Genomic DNA, 21,451 nt, shown 5'->3' with positions numbered 1-21,451 from the left:
CCATGGTGAGTGGCTCCTCTCAAGGTTCAGCAAAACCTATTTTGGCACATTCGATGCCGTCGGAGGGCGCCATCCACTACATCACGTTAAGTTTTCGGGTCGGAGCTGTAACTGCAGTGTCAGATTTTCCGGGGGCTTGTAGCAAACCTCTGAGAAAGCTGAGACTACCCAGCGCATGGTGGCATTTTCACGCTTTGTTAACCTTTTGAAGTCCCAAGTGACGATCGCGAAGGCAATCGTCGGCTCCTTTCGGGAGCGTCGAGTTCTGGTACCGGTAATCAATACGATCGAGCACCTGGGACTGACAGCTCACGGATACCGGCGGTGCCAGCGACCATGTCTTTGCGCTGTTCTGCCTGATCGGCAAGCGCTTCGCGCCGCGCCTTCGCGACATCAAGGATCGAAAATTCCACACCTTCGAGAAAGCCGACAGCTATCCGTCACTGGCAAATCATATCGGCGCCCCGATCAACACCGCACTGATCATGAAACATTGGGACGACGCCAGCGCGTCCGCCAGATCGGGCCATCGCCAATATCGGCAACGGCATCTCTTTCCGCAGCACCGTCACTTATAGCCCATGGCACGCGTATGAGGCGGTTCCGGATGATAGTCGGCGAGGCGTTCGAGTATGAATCCGCCGGCGATGAGCACGGATTCCTCCTCTTGCGTAAGCAGGTCGTGAATCGCGTGGGTGAGCCAATCGTCACGCGAGGCGCGATCCTCGGCAACCAGTCGCTTGCCGGCTGGGGTGAGCGTGATGTTGACACGGCGCGTGTCCACCTTATCGGCAATTCGCTCCACAAGGCCCCGCTTGGTCAACGCGGAGAGCGCGCTGGCCACATTGGATGAGGTCATGATCAGTTCACGGCCGATCTTGGTTGGCTGAATTGCACTCTCGCTTCGCGCCACCACACCCAGCACGCGCACAGCGGACTGCGACAGCCCTTCGACCGGGGGGCGTTCACGGCGCTGCCGGCGTTGCAGGGCGCGCAACTGTCCGAGCAGTCGATGCAAATCTTCATCCTTCATTTTATCTATTTTATATAACTATGTTGCCGAAGGCAATCCGGGGCAACGCATTGCTCAGCTATTCCCGTCACTGGGCGGGGCGCCGACCCGGGACAGCGAGCGGTCGATCAGGGTGATGAGCAAGGCAAGTGTCGAGACGGCGATCATGAACAATGCGAGTTCATGCATGCCGGCGGAGTCGGCGCGCTGTCCGAAAGCCATGCCGGTTGCCGCCGATGCGATGATCGCACCGAAATACTGAAAGGTACGCAACAGGCCTGATGAGGCGCCGAGGCTGGCGGGTTGCGCCTGGTGGTAGAGCGCATTCTGGTTGCACAGGCTTAGCAGCCCCTGCGGAATGCCCAGCAGGGCGGTGGCGGCGGCAAGGAACCAGATCGGCGAGCCGGGCGAGGTCACCAGCAAGATGGCGCCGACCACGATCTGCAAGATCCCACCAACGATGAGTTTGGTCCGCACCTGTGGTGTACGTCCCCATAGGGCGGAAACAATGATGCCAACGCCGAACGTCGGCAGCAGCAGAAGCCCGGCATTCGATGCGGTCAGGCCGCGACCATCCTCCATCCACTGGCTGAAGCCGTAGATGAAGGCATAGGACGAGGTCGAAGCGGAAAGGGCGCGGGCAAACGTCGCAAGCAGCGGCAGGTTGCCGCGCAAGAGCCTTAGATCGATGAAGGGGGCCTTCGTGCGGCGTTCACGGAAGGCGAAGGCAGCGCCGGTGGCTACAGCCACGGCTAGTCCCCACAAGGTAGATGCGCCGGGCGCCATGAGGAACAGCAGCAGGCCCAGCAGCGCGACTGCGAACAATGCGGTACCGGCCCAGTCGAAGCCGCGGAGGGCTTCGCGTTCTTCTTGCCGTGTGCCGCCACCATAGGAGGGAAGCGTCATCCAGCCCAGCACGAGCGCGAACGCGCCGAGAGGGATGTTGATGACCATGGTGAGCCGCCATCCGCCAAGGTCGATCAGGAGCCCGCCCAGGGTCGGACCGATGGCCGCGATCGTCTGTACGGTGACTGACAGGGCGGTCAGGACGCCAGCCGGGCTGTCGAGATGGTCGTGATCCGCCACATTACGGATGAGCGACATGGCTGCGGGATAGCCGGCGCAAGTTCCAAGCCCGAGGATGACGCGCGCGAGGACGAGCACCCACAGATTGGGCGCCACAGTTCCGAGGATGCCTGCCACAGCGGTCAGGGCGGCGCCCAGCAGGAAGAGGCGCTTGGGGCCGAAAACGTCAACGAACCGGCCGACGAGCGGTTGGCCAATCGCGGTGGCCATATAAAGCGCCGAGACGAGCCAGGCGGTTTGGGCCGCGGATGCGCCGAAGGCCACCCCGATGGGCACGAGTGCGACCGCTATGATGGAAGAATTGATAGGATTGAGGATCGCCCCCAGCATCAGGGGCACGAGCAACTTGAACGGGAACCGGCCGCGCGCTGCTGTTTGTTGCGAATTCGTGATCATGGAAATGCGGGCTCGTGCGCTCTGTTGCTTCCTGGTGTTGGTGTGCCGCGGTCAGGCGACACGCGGCAACTCCAGCATGTTTCGCTCGATGACCTTCCGGGCCGCCGCTGTGCCGTCTGCGCTGGCGGTCATCGCCTCGCTGCGTGGAATGGCGCTTCGTCAGGAGCGTGCATCGAGTTTGGCAAGGATCTCGTCGGTGGTGGCAGTCTCACCGAGGCGCGGGAAAATCCGGCTGGTGCTGTGTCCGTGGGCAGCGAGATCGATGTCGGTCATGGCGTCCGTGGCGAGAACGACGTGGAAGCCGTGCTCGTGCGCCGAGCGGGCAGTTGATTCGACACCAATGCTTGTGGCGACGCCGGTGATGACGACCTGGCTGACATGGCGCGCGGTCAGTGTCTCCGCGAGGCCTGTCCCATGGAAGGCACCCCAGGTGTTCTTGGTAACGAGGATATCGTCGGGCTGCTGGCCGAGTTCTTCCAGAAGTTCGGCCCAATCGACCGGCCGTGCCGCCGGCGCGTCAGCGGGCCTATTCTGATGGATGTCGGCCCGGCCAGGAGCGCCGCCAGCCACGTTCACCAGGACGACCGGCAGCCTCTTTTGGCGGAACGCCTCCGCAAGGCGTCGTGAATTGGCGACAACATCGTCGAACGGATGAGCCGTCGAGAGGCCGGCGAGCCCTTTCTGAAGATCGACGATGATAAGGGCTGGTGCTTTGTCGAGGGTGGTCAACGGCATGAGGGAACTCCTTTCGCCTCGGGCAATACGGACAATAAATAGCTATATAATATACCTATTCGAAATAGCAATAGCGGCCACTGCGATCGGGCATACGCGGCGTTGCTGGTCTGGCTAGCGCGGTCGCCGCACAGCTTTGGTCGACAGCCCGCGATATCAAAGTCGGTTTCACACTCAGGGGGAGAAGAGTTTCAAGAGCATTGGCCGATAGCGCAGCAGAGGCCTTCGACAGTCGACGCAGACATGCGCAGCATGAATGACTGATAGGCGTCGCCATTTCGGCCTCAGGAGTCATTGACGCCGTCGCCTGCAAGCAGACATTCAGCGAATATCGGATCGGTTCAAATCAAAGACCTTTGTTTGCTCTGCGAAACGCAATGGGCGACATTCCCTGGCTTTGGGCAAAGGCACGCGTCAAATGCGTTGAATCGCTATATCCAAGACGAAAGGCGATCTCGGTCACGGACATTTCAGAGCCCGCGAGCAAGGTCCTGGCACGCTCCATCCGCACATCGGACACGAGCTGCCGGAACGAACTGGATTCCGCCTTCAGCCGTCGCTGAATGGTTCTTGGTCCGAGCCCCAGACGGTCCGCCACATCGTTGATCTGCGCTGTCCCGCTGAGAAGATCCAGATGAATTGTTTCGCGAACGAGCGCGGAGAAGGCATTCGGCGGCCGGCCCTGCACCATCGTTTTCAAGTCACGCCATCCTGGCTGCGATAAAGGCTCGCTTCGCACATTTCGCCGGTTTTCTAGAAGCCTGGACGGGAAAGCAAACGCCATGGCCTGGCTTCCGCTGCGGATCGGTACGGACAATGCTCTTGCCATCGCTTCGATGCGCTGGTCATAAGCAATGTCCAGCTCGATCCAGTCCGGTTTCCAATGCTGGCCGGCATAGCAGCGAAACGAGCCGAGCAGGGCAGGTATCGTATGCTGCAGATGCTGAAGACGTTCAGCAGGACGGAGGCCAAATATGTGATAGGTGAATTGGGCACGCGATCCGCTGGTCGACAATCTCAGCGCAGTGCCAGTCTGGTGATAGGCAATCGCTCTGGCTGCCCGCTGAAGACAGCCACGCAGTGTCGGCGCAGCGCGTGAATAGGCGACCCAAGTGCCATAGGCATCGATCATCGCCCGCCCTGTCTTCAGCCCCAGAAGCGGATCGCCAGTCATACGGGCAGCCGCTTCGTAGAGCGTAATCAGGTTATTGAGCGGCACCATGCGTTCAGCTTCGCTGGTAACATCAATCGGCAACCCCGCCTCGGCAAAAAGCTGCGCGGCAGCATGTGGTCCTTCCATCCGGTCAAGAAGCGCGGGAAGCGGGCCGATGCCACGCACCGAGGTCATCGCGATTGATGTATTTGATCGGGCCAAGATGGGTCTTTGTCATGATATGGCGGGTTGATATCAGTATTACGTAATTGAAGCGCAACGCTTTGAGACGGTCAAGGGCTGGACATTCCGCGCAAAAAGACCTGTCATCCTGAGATGGGTGGTTCCGACGGACAATCCGATCAGTTCGCTTTCGACTGGAGCTCCTAGAACGCTACGTTCAGATTTGCACTCACGATGTTTTCTTTCGCACTGCTGCCAAACCGTCCCTGATAGGCGAAGCCGAATGTCGTGCTTTTGGTCACGCCGAAATCGATCCCGGCTTTTACCATGGCAGCATCTTCGGCAATCGGTACGCCGGTGACGGTAAAGGCATTGGATGTGGCAAAGGCATGGGTTGCCGATGAGGTCGTGTCACCGAATGCATGTTGCCAGCCCAGCATGCCATGGAGCTTCGCCTCGACCTGACTGAAACGGAAGCTGTGACCCGCCCTGATGCCGAGCGTGGTATAGGTGACGTCGGAATTGTCGCTGCCGCCATAAAGCCCGGCCGTGCCGTTTTCGCTATAACTTCCCGTGTGAAGATGGACCCAGGCCAGATTGGCAAATGGTTCGATGGTTGAGGCCGCGCCTGTCTCGAATGTGTAGGCCGCTTCGCCGAAGATCTGTGTGGCATTGGCTTTATAGGATGACGCGTCCGTCTCGGAAAAACCGGGGTAGATCACATTGCGGGTGGTGTCGATGCTGTACCAGGACTGCGCTGCGCCGAAACTGAGGCCGATCTTACCCGGGCCTGCATGGGCGATGCTGGTGCCGGCATAAGCGCCGAGCATATAGGCATCGATATCGGCGCTGGAGGCACGGTCATCATCATCGAAAGAGGCATTGCCATAGCCTGCCATCAGGCCGAGCCGCCAGTTGCCGACTGCCGTATCGGCGCCTGCAAACAAGCCGCCCGCTGCCGTTGAAAGGCTGCCGTAACTATCCGTGCCGTCATAATTGCCCCAGCCGCCATAACCGCTGATCCAGAAACCGGGCTGGCCGTCTGCAGCGGAGCGCAGACGGTTGCCGATAGCATCGCGAGCATAATGGCTTTCATCGATCAGAGCGCTCTTGGTGCTGGCATAAATCTCGCCGGAAAGCGCATTGAAGGCCGTTTGCGCGGATGCTGCATCCAGCACGAGGACTGAGTTATAAAGCGCCAGTGACGAACCTGACTGGTCCAGCGAATCCAGTGCCGATGCCGTGGCCATCTGGTTTGGCGTCTGCGCCGCAGTCTCAAACACATCGTCATCGACCAGAGCGATGGTCAGATAGGCATTATTGGCATCATAGACGGTCGAGACAGCGAGAAAGGCAGACGTCGTGGTGGTTGCATCGAACGTCCCGGATACGCCTCCATCAGCAGAAAGCAGCGTATAGGTCTCACCATTCTGATAGCTGGTTTGCGCGTCAAGCGAGGTGATGGATACCGTGCCGCCATTAAGGCTGACACTGCCGGTTGCCGAGACCAGATCGCTGCTGCCATCGCCGCCAATATCGACAGCATAGGTCGAACCAGCCTCAAAGGTGAGGTTGCCATCAACGGCGAGCGTTGCAATGGAACTGGAGGCATTGCCGGGCGACAGGGTTCCGCCGCTTCCGACAATCGTCGTGCCGAGCGTGCCCGTGCCGGAAAGCGTTGCGCCATCATCGACTGTCGTCAAGATGCTGGCGGCAATCGAGCCATCGATTTCCAGCGTGCCAGCGGCAATTTCGGTCGGGCCGGTATAGGTATTGTCCGCCGTCAGGATCAGCGTGCCATCGCCTTCCTTGACGAGATCGCCAGCTTCGGTTCCGTCGCTGATCACGCCGCTGAGGGTCGCGGTATTGCCGGAGGCGACGGTAAAGGTCGGGTCGCCGGAAAGGGTGATGGCATTGGCGATGTTAAGCCCGTCGCCGCCAAGGGTCAGGGCGGTTCCCTCGCTCATGGCAAGCGTGCCGGTGCCAAGGGCGCTATCGGTGGTGACGGCAAGCGTGCCGGAGATCAGCGCCGCCCCGCCGGAATAGCTGCTGGTGCCGGAAAGCGTATAGGTCGTATCCGTGCTGATGGCGAGACCGCCCGTCCCGGAGATGGCGCCGGAGAAACTGTCTTCCGCATCGGTGAGCGTCAGCGTCTGACTGCCCAGTGTCACCGCACCGGAGCCGGACAATGTGGTAACGGAGGTTCCGCTATCGGTTGCCGAGATATCAAACGTACCATCGGCTTCGATATCGACACTGCTGGAGGCCGCGATACTGCCGGAGCCTGACAGCGCCAATGTCCCGGCCGAAATCGTTGTGCCACCGGTATAGCTGTTGTCCGCCGTCAGGACCAGTGTGCCGTCGCCTTCCTTGACGAGATCGCCGGCTTCGCTTCCCTCGCTGATCACGCCGCTGAGGCTCGCGATATTGCCGGAGGCGACGGTAAAGGTCGGGTCGCCGGAAACGGTGATGGCATTGGCGATGTTAAGCCCGTCGCCATCAAGGGTAAGGGCCGTTCCCTCGCTCATGGCAAGCGTGCCGGTGCCAAGGGCGCTATCGGTGGTGACGGCAAGCGTGCCGGAGATCAGCGCCGTCCCGCCGGAATAGCTGCTGGTGCCGGAAAGCACCACGGTTCCACTGCCGGTCTTGGTCAGGCTGGCGGAAACACCGCTGCCATCGGTTAGATCGGCATTGAGGGTAAATCTGTCTTCGCTGGCAACGGCTTCAACATTGAGATTGCCTTCGAGCGCCACGCCACCATCGGCTGAAAGCGTCAGCGCGGTTTCGCCACCGGTGGAAATCAGCGCGGCATCACCGTCAACATTGCTGGCATCATCCGCCGTGCCGCCCCTGAGTGTGGCGCCATCGGCAAGCATGATCGTGCCATCCGTGGTGATGGCATTGTCGCCAGCGGCAACAATGGTGGCACTGCTGCCAAGCGTGAAGCTGGAATCTTCGCCATCCAGTTCGATCGTACCAGCAGCGACGGTCGCAGCGGCATCGGTACTGGTGGCATTGCTGACCTCGCTATCGGCATAGAGGTAGAGCGTGCCTTCATTGACGTCGAACGTCGTATAGCCAGAACCGGACTGGGTAAAGCCATTGTCTCCGCCCAGCGCCCAGGTGCCGGATCCCGTCTGGGTGATCGCAATCGACCCTTCATTGCTGTCGACGCTCATCGGGTCGCGCATATCCAGCAGGCCGCCGTCTTCGACCGAAACGTTGAGTGTGCTGGAATCACCCGAACCTGCATTAAACGAAATTGAGTTGGCTTGGCCATTGGCGGTATTGCCGGAAAACAGCGTGACGTTGCCGCTGGTCGTATTCAGATTAATCGTACCTGCAGACGTGTAGATTGCGCCGCCAGCAGAGCCTGATGAATTCTTGGAGAATCTGCTGTCGATGATTTCCAACGTCCCGTTATAGCTGTCGATTGCTCCGCCGTTGTCATCCGCTGAATTTTCAGAAAAGCGCGTGGCTGTTATGGAAACCGTGCCACGAGCGTTGTGAATCGCTCCTCCTTGGGTGTCTGTTTGATTCTTCGAAAAAGAGCTGTTTGTGATTTTGATTTCACCAAAAGCGTTATGAATAGCACCGCCTCTGCCTTTGGCAGTGTTTGCGGAAAATTCGCTGTCGATGATCTCTACCGTGCCCGTATTGTAGATCGCACCGCCGTAAGTCGCCGCCGTATTTCCTTTGAAGGTGCTTGCGGTGATCGTCAGTAATCCAGAGTTGCTGTTCTGGATTGCGCCGCCGATATCATCGGTGGCTTCGTTGGAGGTAAATGTAACATCGGTGATTTCAATAGCGCCAGAGCCACTTAAATAAAGCGCGCCACCGGATCCGGCAGAGTTTTGGTCAAAACTGCCGCGAGTGATCGTCAGTGCGCCGGATCCGCCATAATAGATCGCCCCGCCGATATCGTCTGTTGCCTTGTTTGAGGTGAAGTCACTGTCTTCAATGGTGATATCGCCTGATCCGGCTGCGTAGATTGCCCCGCCGGAACTGCCTGCCGTATTGGTTTCAAAAGTGCTGCGCCTGATCGTTAGCATGCCGGAGCTGCCGTAATAGATCGCGCCGCCGATATCGTTGGTCGCTTGGTTGGACGTGAAATCAGTAGCGGTGATTTCAGCATCGCCAATGCCGCTTAAATAAATCGCGCCGCCGGAACTGCCCGCCGTATTGGATTCAAACGTGCTGTTGGTGATCGCCAGCATGTCGGAGCCAACGTAATAGATCGCCCCGCCGATGTTATCGGTTGCCTCGTTTGACGTAAAATCAGTACCGGTGATTTCAACATAGCCACCGCCGCCTAAATAAAGCGCGCCGCCGGAACTCCCCGCGGTATTGGCTGCAAAAGTGCTGTTGGTGATCGTCAGCCTGCCGGGGCCGTTAAAATAGATTGCGCCGCCGGTGTTATTGGTCGCCTTGTTTGAGGTGAAGTCACTGTCTTCAATGGTGATGTTGCCTGATCCGCCCGCGAAAATTGCGCCGCCATAATCGGCGGTATTGCCGCTAAAGCTGCTGTCTGTGATTGTCAGCCTGCCGGAACTATAGATCGCTCCGCCATAATCAGTGGCCGCATTGCCAGAAAAGCCACTGCCTGTGATTGTCAGCGTGCCGCTATTGTAGATAGCACTGCCGGCACTAGAGCTATTTCCGGAAAAGCTGCTGTCGGCGATCGTAACCGTACCGCTAAAATTGTAGATCGCTCCGCCATAGCTGGCGCTATTGCCTGTAAAGCTGCTGTCGGTGATCGTAGCCGTGCCGCCATAAGTGTAGATCGCTCCGCCATAGAAGGCATCAGCCGTGTTGCCTGAAAAACTGCTGTCGGCAATCGTGAGTGCACCACTTTGCAAATTATAGATTGCGCCGCCAGAAATATCCGCAGAATTTGTATCGAACTTGGCGTCGGCGACCGTCAGCGTGCCGGAATTCTGGATCGCGCCGCCATTTCCTCCACTTTCATTGTTGTAAAAAACGATGGATGAATTGGTGCCATTATCATCCAGCTCTGCATTTGCACTGCCCAAATATAAGCTGTCGTCGGAGCCAATGATAAGTGCGGCACCTCCATTGGTTGTAGAAATATTGCTGTAGGTCAGCGTCGCACCATCCTCGACATAGAGAACGGATTCTCCAGAAATAATCGACCTGCTATTTATGGTTGTGTTTGTTGAATAGGTCGTCGTGGCGTTGGTTTCTACGGCATCATTGTAATTTCCAAATGCCGTGTTGACGGCGTCTTTATTCGCGGTCGTCGGGACAGCTGCATAGGTGTCGATGGCGTCAGTAAGATTAGTGCTGGCATCCGACACATCATCCGCCCGCGCGATTTGGGGTGCATTGAGAAGACAGAAGACAAGCGTTGTCGCCGATACGGTTTGCCTGAGAGTTCCGGTGTTACGGTGCAGCCAACCTGTTCCGGGTTGCGAAAATGGTTCGAGTCGATTTTTCGAAGGGCTGAACGCACATGGCGAAATAGGTTTCGTCATACAATTACCTTGGCTGCTTTTCCCAGTGACACGCATATGCTTCGCACCAATGCAAAACAGACTCTCGGTCACAAACAGAGGACGCGATTGACTAAAAAGCGTCGCAAGACCCCGCTTACTTTTGTCTCTATTGGAAAAATGCGAACTTGCCCTGCCATTTCACGACAAAGGTCAATTCTGCTTTGCGATAAGACATAAATTGAAGTGGCTCGGTCTGCTTGAGCAAGCCGGCATTCGCTCTCAAGTGGTTTTCGGCACCACTTATGCTGCTCGATCATGAAAAACTAAAGCGGGGTAGAACCCAATCAGAGTGGCCGACACGTCCGCCAAGGGCAGCTATTCCCTCGAGTCACGCCAGAACCTGCCAGTCTCCTCATGATGCGGTGAACGGCTCTGCCCCCTGAAAACTGGATCGTTTGGCGGTGAGGCTAATCCATACGTGCCGTTATGATCATAATAGTCGACATAACCGCACACCTTATCTTCCCTCATTTATGTCCGATAATTTTGCATTATCGGACACATTTACAAAACCGGACGAAAGAGGTCCTGTCGCACGCTTTGTTGTCAGCTGACCGGAATTGATGAGATTCTTCTGCGGCTTTATGAGACGCCATTCGCTGTAAACGCCGCCATCTGTGCTATGCTGCTGATCTCATTCACGTCTTCGACGCAATAGTGCCGAGAAGCGTTTTGTTACGTAGTCTCACGATTTCCGTCTCGCACGCAGCTAGTCTCACCAATTCCGTACCCAAGCAGCATCAAAGACGGCCAAATAGAGCAGCCATACATTTTGGCGTCCTTCCCCCACGCCTCCGCCCCAGCAAAAAAAAATGCGACCGGCTCGCCTTCGGATATGGATGCCTCAGGGCGCGTTACGGCATTTTTTCATCCCTTGGGTCATCCTTGCCACCGAAGACCACTGTATGGCCATTTATGAGGGGCGAAAAATTTCGCGTTCCGATCTTCTGAGTGGTCAGGCGCACTGCAGTGGTATTCAGACTTGCCCGCCGTCGGTTGCAGCACCTGCACCGCTTGTTGGAAGGAAGGCCCAACGCGGCGTAAGATATCGATAGAAGACAGCATCTGGACCAATACGGATGACCTTCACCCGCGCGCGCCGTTTTCGAGATCACGGATATAGGCCAGAACTGCATCAACATGACCAGCAGCAACGAGTTCGGCGGCCGTACGGTGGTCGTAATCAGCGATTGGCTCGTTTCGATACCAATAGATCGCCTTCTGAAGATCGCCAGTGAGTTCAGCAACAGCCGAAATCACTTTTATCATCTCCCGCATTTTCTGTTGTAAACGTTCAGAAGATGGATTGCGTAGCGTATTGCGGTGAACACCGGTCAGCTCAGCCAAAGCGATGACCTTGACACCAAGCACCTCAGAAAAGCGCGAAGGCGAGATAAAGGGCGTCCGAGGTTCCTGGAGGCTATCCACAAACCTGGATATAACGACATTTGCTGGCTCTACATGGGCGTGTGACATAACCAATCTCCGCACTACTTCATGCACAATATATGCACATTTTTCTGCATATCAAGTCGCTCATCGATTGATGCACCACCCAGCTGAACATCCGTTAGCATTCTTCCCTATCCAGCGATGACGTTTAAACCTTGGCACCGGGAAGCCGCGTTGATTATCGCTAAACAAGCCGTGATACACCTCACCCATTCCAGCTCTCCCCCTGGACGCGTTTTGCCAGGGCCGGGGATATGCCGAGTGCGGCCATCTGCGCTTTTGGGTCCGGCCGGGCAGCAGCTCCCCCTGCCCTTTCGTGGTTGAGCAGCGCCATGACCATCGGGAAGGTGGAGAATTTGCCGTCTTCGGCGCGCTGGGTGAGATTGCGCAGATAACCGCCGGGACTGCCGATCTGGTCGGCGCGTTGCAGGATCGCCGCCAGCGTCACCGCGGCGGAGATATCGCCCATGACGCGGCAGGCCTTCTGCCAGGCGCTTGGGGAAATGCCGAGCATCGGCCGGGCGATCTCGGCGGCCTCGAGAAAATCGCGCCAGCTGGCAATTTTTCCGCCCGCAGCGTGATCGAGGAGATCCGGGCAGGCCTTCAGCAACAGGCCAAGGGTGAGTTCGCGCTTCGGCAGGTTCGGTTCTTGCGGCTTTGGCTCGGTCCTGCCGTCTGCTTCCTGATTTTTTCCAAAGCCGTTTTCAGAATCAGAAAGAGAGTCTGGTTTTGAATTCTGTATGTGAGCGCCATTATGGTGTGCATTGGCGTCCATATTTTCGTCTTTTATGAATGAATTCAGATGGTCATGCAGATCGACCCAGAGATCCTCCAGCTCTGCGACAAGCCCGTCAATGATATTGCGTGGCGCCGAGCGCGGCAGACGGGTCATGATCGCTTGATAGGCGTCCGTGATCTGCGCCCAGTTGCCGGGAACCCCCTCGCTCATGCCTGTCTCGATCATCTTGACGATGTCACGACGCAGCAGTGTCAGCCGTTCACGGGACGCTTTCAGCGCGCGCTTTTCCGCCCGCACGGTCTCGACCAGCGCTTCAAACTCGTCAGCCCGCGCCACCAGCGGCGTCAGATCGAAGCCGAAAGCCTGCTCCACCGCCCCTGCCCTGCCCTTGCGGGCATAGCGCTTGCCATTGGGGCTGTCGCGACGGAGGATCAGCCCGCAATCAACCAGCACGGCCAGATGCCGGCGCAATGTCGTTGCCGGCATGCCATTGGCCCGCGCCGAGAGCTGCTCGTTCGAAGGCCAGACAATCAGCCCCTCGCCGGCGGCCAGGGTGGTTTCGGGGTGAAAGGATAAAAGCGCATTCAGGATTGAAAGCGCACGATCCGTGGCACCGAGTGCTGCCCGCGCCTCCCGAATGAGATGAAAGACCTTCCATTTATCGACCGATGCGCCATCGGGCACACGCCGTGCCCGCACCTGCGCTGCCATTTGGCCAAGCGTCATCGCCCGCCGCCCGAAAGGCGTCGTTCCTATCGCATATTCCATGGTTTCACCTACCGCTAGGCAAAAGAAATCCGCTTTCCGAACGCCAAAAAACGTTCAGAACACTTGACCATATCGAACGGAAATGCGACTCTCAGGGTGCAAACAGATAGAGAGAGGCTTCCGGATTGCCGTTCGGGGGCCTTTTTCTTTTGCGCTCTACGCTCCTTTTTCCTGCTTGAATTCTTCATAAAGACCAGCAAGCCGGTCCCTGACGAAATCATCAAATCCGGGCGCGCGTTTGCCATCGAAGGCGAAGGTGCACCCGGATTTCGTAGGCTTGATCGTGACGGGCAGATCGCCCTGAGGCGCCGGTTTGCGCCTGGGTTTTTCTGCCTTGCCAAAATCATGAACAAAGCGATAGGCGCGCTTGAAGCGCTCATCACTCGGCAATGCGGCGATGTTGTCAGCTGACAACAGGGTGAGAACGCCCTCCCCCATCTCCGCTTTGAAGCCGTCCGAAAGGTCCATCCAGCGCCCGCGGCCGATCTCTGGCGCCGCACCAATGGCGGCGATCACAGGCTCAGGCAACCGCCGTACGACGCCGATCATCTTCGACAGTGCCGCCTTGTCGACACCGAGCGAGGCCATGATGATGTCGCGGGTGAAATTGCGATCTTCGAGACGCGCTGCGAAAACGGAGCGTTCGATATAGGAAAGGTTGGTTCTGGCGTTATTTTCCTGGCCCTGGCTGACGACCAGTTGCTCGTCGCTCAGCGCGTGAACCACAGCCTTGACCGGGATGCCGAGCCGGCGGCACGCTTCAAGCCGGCGGTGACCATAGGCGACCTGATAGCGATCGGTGGTGTCGGGATGCGGACGCACCAGAATCGGAACCTGCTGACCGTGCTCGCCGATCTGCGCTACCAGGCTGGCGAGCTCCGCTTCGTCGAAGCCAAGACGGTCGGAAATGAACGAACTGTCGATCTGCGCCGGATCCAGCGACAGGATCGACTGGGCGGATGCCAGCTTCTCCTTCAGCCTTTCCAGCTCTTCCATCTGGCTGGCAATATTGCCGATGGCGCCGGTCATGCCGCCAATCGGCCGGGCGGGTAGGGACTTCGGCACCAGACCCGCCAGAGGGCGCGATTTCCGCTTAATGTTTTCGGCTTCCGCCTCGTTCTCGTTCGATACGCCGATCAGGTTCTTGCGTGCCATGGTTTCTACCTGCGTCCCCATGTGGAAAGAAGAAGGCTCTCGATTTCGTCATTGACGGCATTGAGAGATGTGATGGCACGGTCATAGGTGCCGCGGGTGAACTGGGCGCGCTCGACCTCGTAAAGAGTCTGCTTGGTAACCCCGGCATCCGAGATCGCCGTCGATTTCAGCATCGGGTTCTGCAGCATGCGATTGCCGAAAATCGCCCGCATGAAGCCGGTCATCTGGCTTTGCGGCCCGTCATTGGGTTCAAACCGTGTCACCAGATAGCGCATCCAGTCATAATTCGTGCGTGCACCTGCGCCCTCGACGACAGCCATGAGGTCCGCCGTCATCGAGAGGAACTGCGACATCGACATGACGTCGAGCATTTCCGGATGGACCGTGATCAGAACCGAGGTTGCCGCGCAAAGCGCCGACATGGTGAGAAAGCCCAGCTGCGGCGGGCAATCGATCACGACGACATCGTAGAAGCTCTCGATCGTCGACAGGACCTGGCCGATCCGGGCAAAGAACATCTGGTCCGCCAGCCCGCTGACAATGGCCTTGGGCGTTTCATGCTCGAATTCCATCAATTCGAGATTGCCGGGAATGATATGAAGGCCGGGCGTATAGGTCTCACGCACGATCTCGGAAATCGGGACCGGATCCTCGTAGCGGATTGCGCCGTAGATCGTCTCGCCATCGCCGACGTCAAGCTCCGGCTGGTGACCGAACAGGGCGGAAAGTGAGGCCTGAGGATCAAGATCGATCGCCAGGACCCGGTAGCCGCGCAAAGCGAGATACTGCGCCAGATGCGCCGCCGTCGTGGTCTTGCCCGAACCGCCCTTGAAGTTCATCACCGCCATAACCTGCAGCTCTTCCGAACCTGTGCGATGCGGCACATATTTCGGCACACCATTCTTGCTATCAAGAAAATGCCGGATCTGATCCATATCCTCGGGGGAATACATCCGCCGACCATTGGCCTGCGGCTCCGGTCCCTGGCCTTCTGCTGCGATCTGGCGCAGATAGCCGTCGGTGATACCGATCAGCGCGGCGGCTTCCGAAGAGGCAAACTGGCGGATTGATTTCTGGGAGGAAGGCGGAAAAATCCGTCTCTGGTGCTGCTGCAGCTGATGGGCGAGCTCCTCCGCATCCGCACCCAGCATCGTCGGCAGGTGTTCACGGACGGGCAGGTCCTTTTTCTCCAGAAGCATGTCCTTGTTCATGGTCGAAATCATCCACCATCAGCGTTTATATACGGTAAATATCCAAAAATGCGCAGATCTATTGTTCCCGATTCGGGTGTGGTTGGCAAGGCCACCGCAAAAACCACGCTTTCGGTGGTCCGCAGAACAGTTGTCAGCTGACAACTCGCACACACTGTGGGCCGAAACTGCGCTCTCCGATTCGCCTTGCGCTCCGCTCCGGACTATAAACCAGCACGGACGTTGCGGGGAACAACGGGCGTGATACTTCCAGCCATCTGCTCGAGCACGATTGTATTTGCAGGACAATAGGACGGCAGTTCCTTCGATGTGACCAACCAGTTCAGGACAAAGCGGGGGAGGGCAAGGGCTCCTGTCCGGCGCAGACAATAGCCCGCATGCGCCGATCGGCTCGCAGCCGTCCGCCTGATTTGAGATACCGGATTCTGCCAATGCGCAGTCGCTCTCTTTTCCGCCCCTGTTGCCAGGGCAGTGCGCGATAAAAATCGCGGATGATTGCGAAAGAGCTCTCGAAATCCGGTCGCCGGTTTCGAGTTTCATCATATCCCATTCCCGTGCCAGGCGTTTCCTGACCTCTTCGCTGTCAAAGGAATCCGGCGTCGGCTTAATGCGGCGCATCTCCGATTTCACAAGCAGTGTCTGGAGGATCGACGCCCGGGTAGCAGCATCGGGCTCCTAGGCATCCTGCTTTCGGGAGGTTGTCCATTCGGAGCGGATTTAGGAGACTGGAATTCCCACACCTCAGTTTTCCGGGAGCGTCCCGAATGAACATTCACAAGAATGCCCGACTGACGCCTCTGCGTCGAGAGGAGATGCCGGTTGCCATTCTCTCCGGCGCGCTCACAAAGGTGCAGGCTGCCTGCATCTATGCCGTTTCGCACAAGATCGTGTCGCGTTGGGTCGCTCGCTTCAAGCAGGGTGGATGCGCCGTCATGGCCGGCCGCTCGTTGCACCCCAGAAACAGCCCCCGGCAGACCAATACCTCTTTATGCGAGCGCATTGCCGCGCTTCGCCGCCAGCGTCTGACCGGCAAGCACATCGCCATGGAAACAGGCCTGTGACCGGCCACCGTCAGCCGTGTTCTCAAGCAGGTTGGGCTGTCGCGGATGAAGGACATTGCGCCAGCCGATAGACCTATGCGCGGGCCTATCCAACATCAGAAAATCGCAAAGCACATCTTCCCGAATGGACGCACATGTATAATTGGCATCGCCCGCATGGCGGTATAAGTTCAAAAACACCAATCAGTCGCCTCGTTCTTAACCGGGACAACCTATTGAGGCTCCACATCTAGCGGTCAATCAGCCAGCGGATGTCGAATATGTCCTGCCGACGGTCTCTGTTGCGCTTGACCTGTTGCACGATGGCTCGCAATTTCTCGGCAATGATCTCCTCAAGACGATAGGCGCGAATACTGACATCCGGCTCTTCGATGGTCACGTCTGCCGCATTGATCACCTTTTCCTTGCCTGAAATGTCGATCTCGACAATGCACGTGGATTTGCCCTGCGCCAGACGCAACTCGTCCGTCGGCCCCCTGGTCGCGTAGCCGATACTGAGCATAAGCGCTGGCGCGGCACTCTCCCGTTCGGGGGTTTCAAGCCGCCTGCCGACAAAACGGCTCTCGAAACTGATCACAATTCAGACATGTCTGAGCAAGTTGCAAAAGTCCGTTACAGAATTCCGTATGGTTTTTCTTGTGTCAGGTAGGATTTTATCCTACTCTTCATAAGAACAAAGAAAGTACGGATTAGTGGAAATGGTCGAGAAAATTAGCATTACCCTCCCCCCAAATATGTTGGACGCCATCAAGGCGCAGGTGGCGGCTGGTCATTTTTCGTCCACCAGCGAAGTCTTGCGAGAGGCCATGCGCCTGTGGCTCAAGACCGAGGAAGAGCGCGAAGAGCGTCTTAAGGCCATTCGGGCACGTGTCGCGCAATCGGTCGATGATCCTCGCCCATCCGTTCCAGCCAAGGAAGCCTTTGGCCGTATCCGTAAGAACCTGATGGAACGGCATTCCGATCAATGAGGCAGCTGCCCGTTTACCTTCTCGAATCGGCGTTGAATGATATTGACGAGATTGCAGAATATGTTGCGCGCGTCAGCAGTTCGCTGGAAGTCGCCCTTGATTTTACCGACCGCATCGAGCGTCGATGCATGAAGATCGGCAACGCGCCATATGGCGGCGTTGCGCGCGATGACCTGCATGAAGGCATCCGCATGGTTCCCTTTGAAAGCAGTGCCGTCATTCTGTACCGCGTCACGGATAGCACCATAGAGATTGTGAATGTCTTTCATGGTGGCCGAGACTACGACACCATAATGCGTGGCTCAGACCAATGAAAATCGACTATGCCCGCGTCAGCACCAAAAGAGGTGGCTCGGTTTGTCTGAACAGTTCCGGGCGTTTTTCTAAGTGGATTCCCGCCTCGATTATGCCGCCACCATCATCAGAGCCGGACGAAGCGCATTCAGCTAGACTCACGATACCGCGCCAGGCGCGGCCTTCCACTGCGCGATAGGGCGGAGTGCTTCTGCAAAGACAGCGCCGAAGACGCAGCAGCCAGTGACAACCGCGACCTTTCCCGTCACCTCCACGTCGAACGGGATGTTCATCCGCCACTGAAAGAGCCGCGCCTCGGCCCGCCGAAGGGATTACATCGCGCGCGTGCCGCGCGTTTACGTGCCGCAGAAAGTCCGGTAGGCGGTCTCGGGCACCGGCGGAAGGCTGGCATAATCGGTGAACGCCGCCCGCTCCTCGAAGGGTGTGGCCAGTGCTTCGTTCAAGCGTTCGAAGGGTGCCAGGTCGCCGGCCATTGCAGCGGCAAGCGCTTCCTCGACGAGGTGGTTGCGCGGAATGATTACCGGGTTCACCGCATCCATCGCAACGCGACGCTCCCCCGGCTCTCTCGGTTCGGCCGCGAGGCGCTGACGCCAGCGAACCGCCCAGCCGTCATAGGCGGTTGGATCGGCAAAGAGACCGCGCAGCACCCCATCGGCCTCACCGCTTTCCGCCGCTTTGCCAAGACCGCGGAAGGTCAGGGTGAAGTCCGCATTCTGCCGTGCCATGTGCCCGAGAAGTTCCTCGATCAACGTGGCATCTTCCGTCTGTGGTGTCTGCAACCCGATCTTTGCGCGAAAGCCGTCGACATAGGCGGTGTTGAACGCGTCTGCAAAGCCGGAGAGGATGCCTTGCGCGGCTTCAATGGCTTTGTTTTCGTCTGGATCGAGATGAGGCAGCAGACATTCTGCCAGACGTGCGAGGTTCCAGTGCGCGATGCGGGGCTGGTTGGCGTAAGCGTAACGCCCGTTCCGGTCGATCGAGGAGAAGACGGTCGCGGGATCGTAAACGTCGAGGAAGGCACACGGGCCGTAGTCGATCGTTTCCCCGGCGATCGACATGTTGTCGGTGTTCATGACACCGTGCACGAAGCCGACTTGCATCCAGCGTGCGACAAGTTCCGCCTGACGGGCACCGACGCCCTGGAGAAGCGCGCGGTAGGGATTGGCAGCGCCTGCGGCCTCGGGGTAATGCCTGTCGATCACATGGTCGGCGAGTTTTCGAACCGCGGCGCCGTCGCCCCGTGCCGCGAAGAACTGGAAGGTGCCGACGCGAATATGGCTGGAGGCGACACGCGTAAGAACCGCGCCCGGCAGGACCGTTTCCCGGTAGACTGGTTCTCCCGTCGCGACCGCGGCCAGCGCCCGCGTGGTTGGAATGCCGAGCGCGGCCATGGCCTCGCTGACGAGATACTCACGCAGGACCGGGCCGAGTGCTGCCCGTCCGTCGCCGCTGCGCGAGAAGAGGGTGGGGCCGGCCCCCTTCAGTTGAAGGTCGCGACGCCGGCCCTCTCGGTCGATCACCTCGCCGAGGAGGACGGCGCGCCCATCGCCGAGTTGCGGTACGAAGTTTCCGAATTGATGTCCGGCGTAAGCGGCCGCGATCGGCTCGGCGCCTGTCGGGAGCCTGTTACCGGCGAAGATTTCAACCCCTTCAGCATTGTCCAACTGATCCGCATCGAGCCCGAGTTCCTCGGCGAGCAGCCGGTTCAGCTTCAGGAGATGCGGCGCGGCGACGGGCGACGGCACGGCAGGCCGGTGGAAGGTGGCACCGAGACGCGCGTAGCTGTTGTCGAAGTCGAAATCTACCGTCATCTTTTTCGCATCGCTTCCGTCGTACCGCTCGGTCGCTGGTTCTCGACCATTCTGCACATAGGTGGCGTTGCCGATGCCGGATTTCCAGAGCAATAGCCCGCCAGAAAATTGAGGTCAGGTAACTCCAGTCTCCTCGATCCGCTCCGAATGGACAACCTCCTGAAAGCTCACATCTAGCCAATCGGGCTACGTGCCTAATTGCTCAGGTGGAGAAGCAAAGCCGCCTCTTGGCTCGTTGATTTCCACGGCTTCAGTTCCGTAGGCGTTTTTCGAAGCGCCAATATTTGCCCCTCTCGTTCTGATTCCGTACCTTCATATGCCCGGCTTCACTGCTGAAGACGCCGCCGCAGGCAACGCTTTGCCTCAATCAGGATGCGGCCTCGCTCCTCGATCGCTGAGACCTTTGTGGCTCCGAACGGAGCTTGCATGAAAATTGAAAGCGCGGGGGAGGGCCCTTGCGCTTTTCAGTGTCGGTGCGGGCGCTGTATGTCGGAACATGCGGTGAGGAACGCTGGTCTGAACCCGCAAGGTTCATCTCTGGTCAAGGGCGCTGTCTGATGCCAGACGCTGCTGCATGCGGATCCAGAAGATCACGGCGGAGACCAGTGCCAGTGCAATGACAATACCGCCATAGATCATGGCGGTCCTTTCGAGACCGAAATGCGGGACGGCAAGCCCTGCAGCGATAACGGGAACGGAAAAGGCGAGATAGCTTTCAATGTAGAAGGTCGAGAGCAGACCGGCCCTGTCATCGGCCTCGGCGCGCGGCAGCAACTCACGGAACGCGCCGGAAAAGGAGGCCCCGAAGCCGACACCGGCAAGCGCGACACCGGCAAACATGAGCGGGACAGAGGGCAGTGCCATGGCGCCAAGGGCGAGTGCCATGCCGATGGCCAGCGCGCTGGCGCCGGCAATCAGGGCACGTTCTGCGGTAATCCTGCCGAGCGCTCCAACGGCGATTGCCGCACCGGCCATCAGCGTGGCGACGACGAGCGTTCCTGTCAGAGGGGCATGCCGTCTTTCGGCAAGTTCCACAAGGGCAGGCATCAGCGAGAAGTTCAGACCGCCAAGTGCCCAGCCGGCAATATTGACCGGGGAGACATGGAGAAAGCTGCGTTGCGCCGGTTTGGGAAGCTTGAGTTCGGGCAGGAGCGAGTGAAGCGCGCCGGGGCGGCGTTCGGTGGTCTCGGGCATCCAGAAAATCGCAATCGCCTGAACAGCGGAAAGGGCCAGCAAAATGAGATAGACAAGTTCTGTCGGCGCTGGCGCGAAGCGCACGAGAAGGCCTGAGCCGATGGCGCCGAAGAACAGGCCGACAAAGGCGGTGACACTGTTGATGATCGGTCCGAAACGGCGATCCGTGTCAAGGATCGCCGCCCCGAGCGCTGTCGTTGCCATGCCTGTTCCAAAGCCCTGAACCGTGCGGGCCACGCCGAGTTCCAGCGCCGAATGCGCCGTGATGAAGAGAAGCATGGCCAGGACATTGGTTGCTGCCGCTGCGAAGATGACAGGGCGACGCCCGACGAAATCCGAGAGAGCGCCGACCGTCAGCAACGCCGCAAGCAGGCTCAGCGCATAGGCGGCGAAAATCAGCGTCAATGCCCCCGGGCCAAGCTGGAAAGCGGTCTGATAATGCAGGTAAAGCGGTGTCGGTGCTGCAGCGCTTGCAAGGAATGTTGCCGCCGTCACGCTACTATAGATTGTCATCACACGGTTGGATAACTGAAACCGCCGCCGGACAGGCGGATCAATCGAAAGATAGGTCATCGTGAACTCCATTTTCTGCGTGGCGTGACCAATATTTGACGACTGCCAGGAAAATGGTCTTGTCAGGATATCTGGAAAATGGACGGTTTTGTCGAAACTTCTGTGCGTTTGGCGAAAAGCCAG

14 protein-coding genes and 2 pseudogenes are annotated in these 21,451 nt (G+C 58.4%); 4 read left to right on the top strand and 12 right to left on the bottom strand.

The window, feature by feature from the left end; genetic code table 11:
- Positions 1-311: 311 nt before the first annotated feature.
- Positions 312-524, top strand: a pseudogene (locus tag FJU08_RS21350) (Tn3 family transposase); the annotation flags it as partial.
- A gap of 44 nt (positions 525-568) precedes the next feature.
- Here FJU08_RS21350 and FJU08_RS21345 read toward each other — a convergent pair.
- From FJU08_RS21345 to repA, 9 genes are all read right to left on the bottom strand, one after another.
- Positions 569-1,033, bottom strand: a complete 465-nt coding sequence (locus FJU08_RS21345) for a MarR family winged helix-turn-helix transcriptional regulator (protein WP_141151080.1) — start codon at positions 1,031-1,033, stop codon at positions 569-571.
- A gap of 54 nt (positions 1,034-1,087) precedes the next feature.
- A complete protein-coding gene (locus FJU08_RS21340) occupies positions 1,088-2,494 on the bottom strand; it encodes an MFS transporter (protein ID WP_141151079.1) in 1,407 nt (468 codons plus the stop codon).
- Between the two features lie 159 nt (positions 2,495-2,653).
- Positions 2,654-3,229, bottom strand: a complete 576-nt coding sequence (locus FJU08_RS21335; protein ID WP_141151078.1) for an isochorismatase family protein — start codon at positions 3,227-3,229, stop codon at positions 2,654-2,656.
- A gap of 346 nt (positions 3,230-3,575) precedes the next feature.
- Positions 3,576-4,604, bottom strand: coding sequence for an AraC family transcriptional regulator (locus FJU08_RS21330; RefSeq protein WP_141151077.1), 1,029 nt, complete (start codon positions 4,602-4,604; stop codon positions 3,576-3,578).
- A 164-nt stretch (positions 4,605-4,768) separates the two neighbouring features.
- A complete protein-coding gene (locus tag FJU08_RS21325) occupies positions 4,769-9,598 on the bottom strand; it encodes an autotransporter domain-containing protein (protein ID WP_181409979.1) in 4,830 nt (1,609 codons plus the stop codon).
- A 1,569-nt stretch (positions 9,599-11,167) separates the two neighbouring features.
- Complete coding sequence (locus tag FJU08_RS21315; RefSeq protein ID WP_141151075.1) at positions 11,168-11,557, bottom strand: hypothetical protein; 390 nt, start codon at positions 11,555-11,557, stop codon at positions 11,168-11,170.
- 181 nt (positions 11,558-11,738) lie between these two features.
- Complete coding sequence (gene repC, locus FJU08_RS21310) at positions 11,739-13,040, bottom strand: plasmid replication protein RepC (protein ID WP_141151074.1); 1,302 nt, start codon at positions 13,038-13,040, stop codon at positions 11,739-11,741.
- Positions 13,041-13,196: 156 nt separating this feature from the next.
- On the bottom strand, positions 13,197-14,195 hold the full coding sequence (repB, locus tag FJU08_RS21305) for a plasmid partitioning protein RepB (protein WP_141151073.1): 999 nt from the start codon (positions 14,193-14,195) through the stop codon (positions 13,197-13,199).
- A gap of 5 nt (positions 14,196-14,200) precedes the next feature.
- Positions 14,201-15,394, bottom strand: a complete 1,194-nt coding sequence (gene repA / locus FJU08_RS21300; protein ID WP_141151085.1) for a plasmid partitioning protein RepA — start codon at positions 15,392-15,394, stop codon at positions 14,201-14,203.
- Between the two features lie 776 nt (positions 15,395-16,170).
- On the opposite strand from repA, the pseudogene FJU08_RS21295 reads away from it, so the two are divergent.
- A pseudogene (locus FJU08_RS21295) lies at positions 16,171-16,700 on the top strand (leucine zipper domain-containing protein).
- Here the strand turns inward: FJU08_RS21295 and FJU08_RS21290 are convergent.
- Positions 16,697-17,044, bottom strand: coding sequence for a nucleotidyl transferase AbiEii/AbiGii toxin family protein (locus FJU08_RS21290; RefSeq protein ID WP_141151072.1), 348 nt, complete (start codon positions 17,042-17,044; stop codon positions 16,697-16,699). The pseudogene FJU08_RS21295 and the gene FJU08_RS21290 overlap by 4 nt on opposite strands.
- A gap of 121 nt (positions 17,045-17,165) precedes the next feature.
- Between FJU08_RS21290 and FJU08_RS21285 the strand changes: the two genes are divergently transcribed.
- Together FJU08_RS21285 and FJU08_RS21280 are read left to right on the top strand one after the other, a co-directional pair.
- Positions 17,166-17,435: a type II toxin-antitoxin system ParD family antitoxin gene (locus FJU08_RS21285; protein ID WP_141151071.1), complete on the top strand. Its 270-nt coding sequence runs from the start codon at positions 17,166-17,168 to the stop codon at positions 17,433-17,435.
- Positions 17,432-17,749, top strand: a complete 318-nt coding sequence (locus tag FJU08_RS21280; RefSeq protein ID WP_141151070.1) for a type II toxin-antitoxin system RelE/ParE family toxin — start codon at positions 17,432-17,434, stop codon at positions 17,747-17,749. Before FJU08_RS21285 ends, FJU08_RS21280 begins: the two co-directional genes overlap by 4 nt.
- A gap of 336 nt (positions 17,750-18,085) precedes the next feature.
- Here the strand turns inward: FJU08_RS21280 and FJU08_RS21270 are convergent, their stop codons facing one another.
- Together FJU08_RS21270 and FJU08_RS21265 are read right to left on the bottom strand one after the other, a co-directional pair.
- Entirely contained in the window at positions 18,086-19,561 is a 1,476-nt protein-coding gene (locus tag FJU08_RS21270) for a protein adenylyltransferase SelO (RefSeq protein ID WP_141151084.1), read from the bottom strand.
- 531 nt (positions 19,562-20,092) lie between these two features.
- Complete coding sequence (locus FJU08_RS21265; RefSeq protein WP_141151068.1) at positions 20,093-21,328, bottom strand: MFS transporter; 1,236 nt, start codon at positions 21,326-21,328, stop codon at positions 20,093-20,095.
- Positions 21,329-21,451: the final 123 nt, after the last annotated feature.

Origin of the sequence: Martelella alba, assembly GCF_006516955.1 — a bacterium.
Lineage (GTDB): Bacteria > Pseudomonadota > Alphaproteobacteria > Rhizobiales > Rhizobiaceae > Martelella > Martelella alba.
This window is presented reverse-complemented; position numbering and strand designations above follow the sequence as displayed.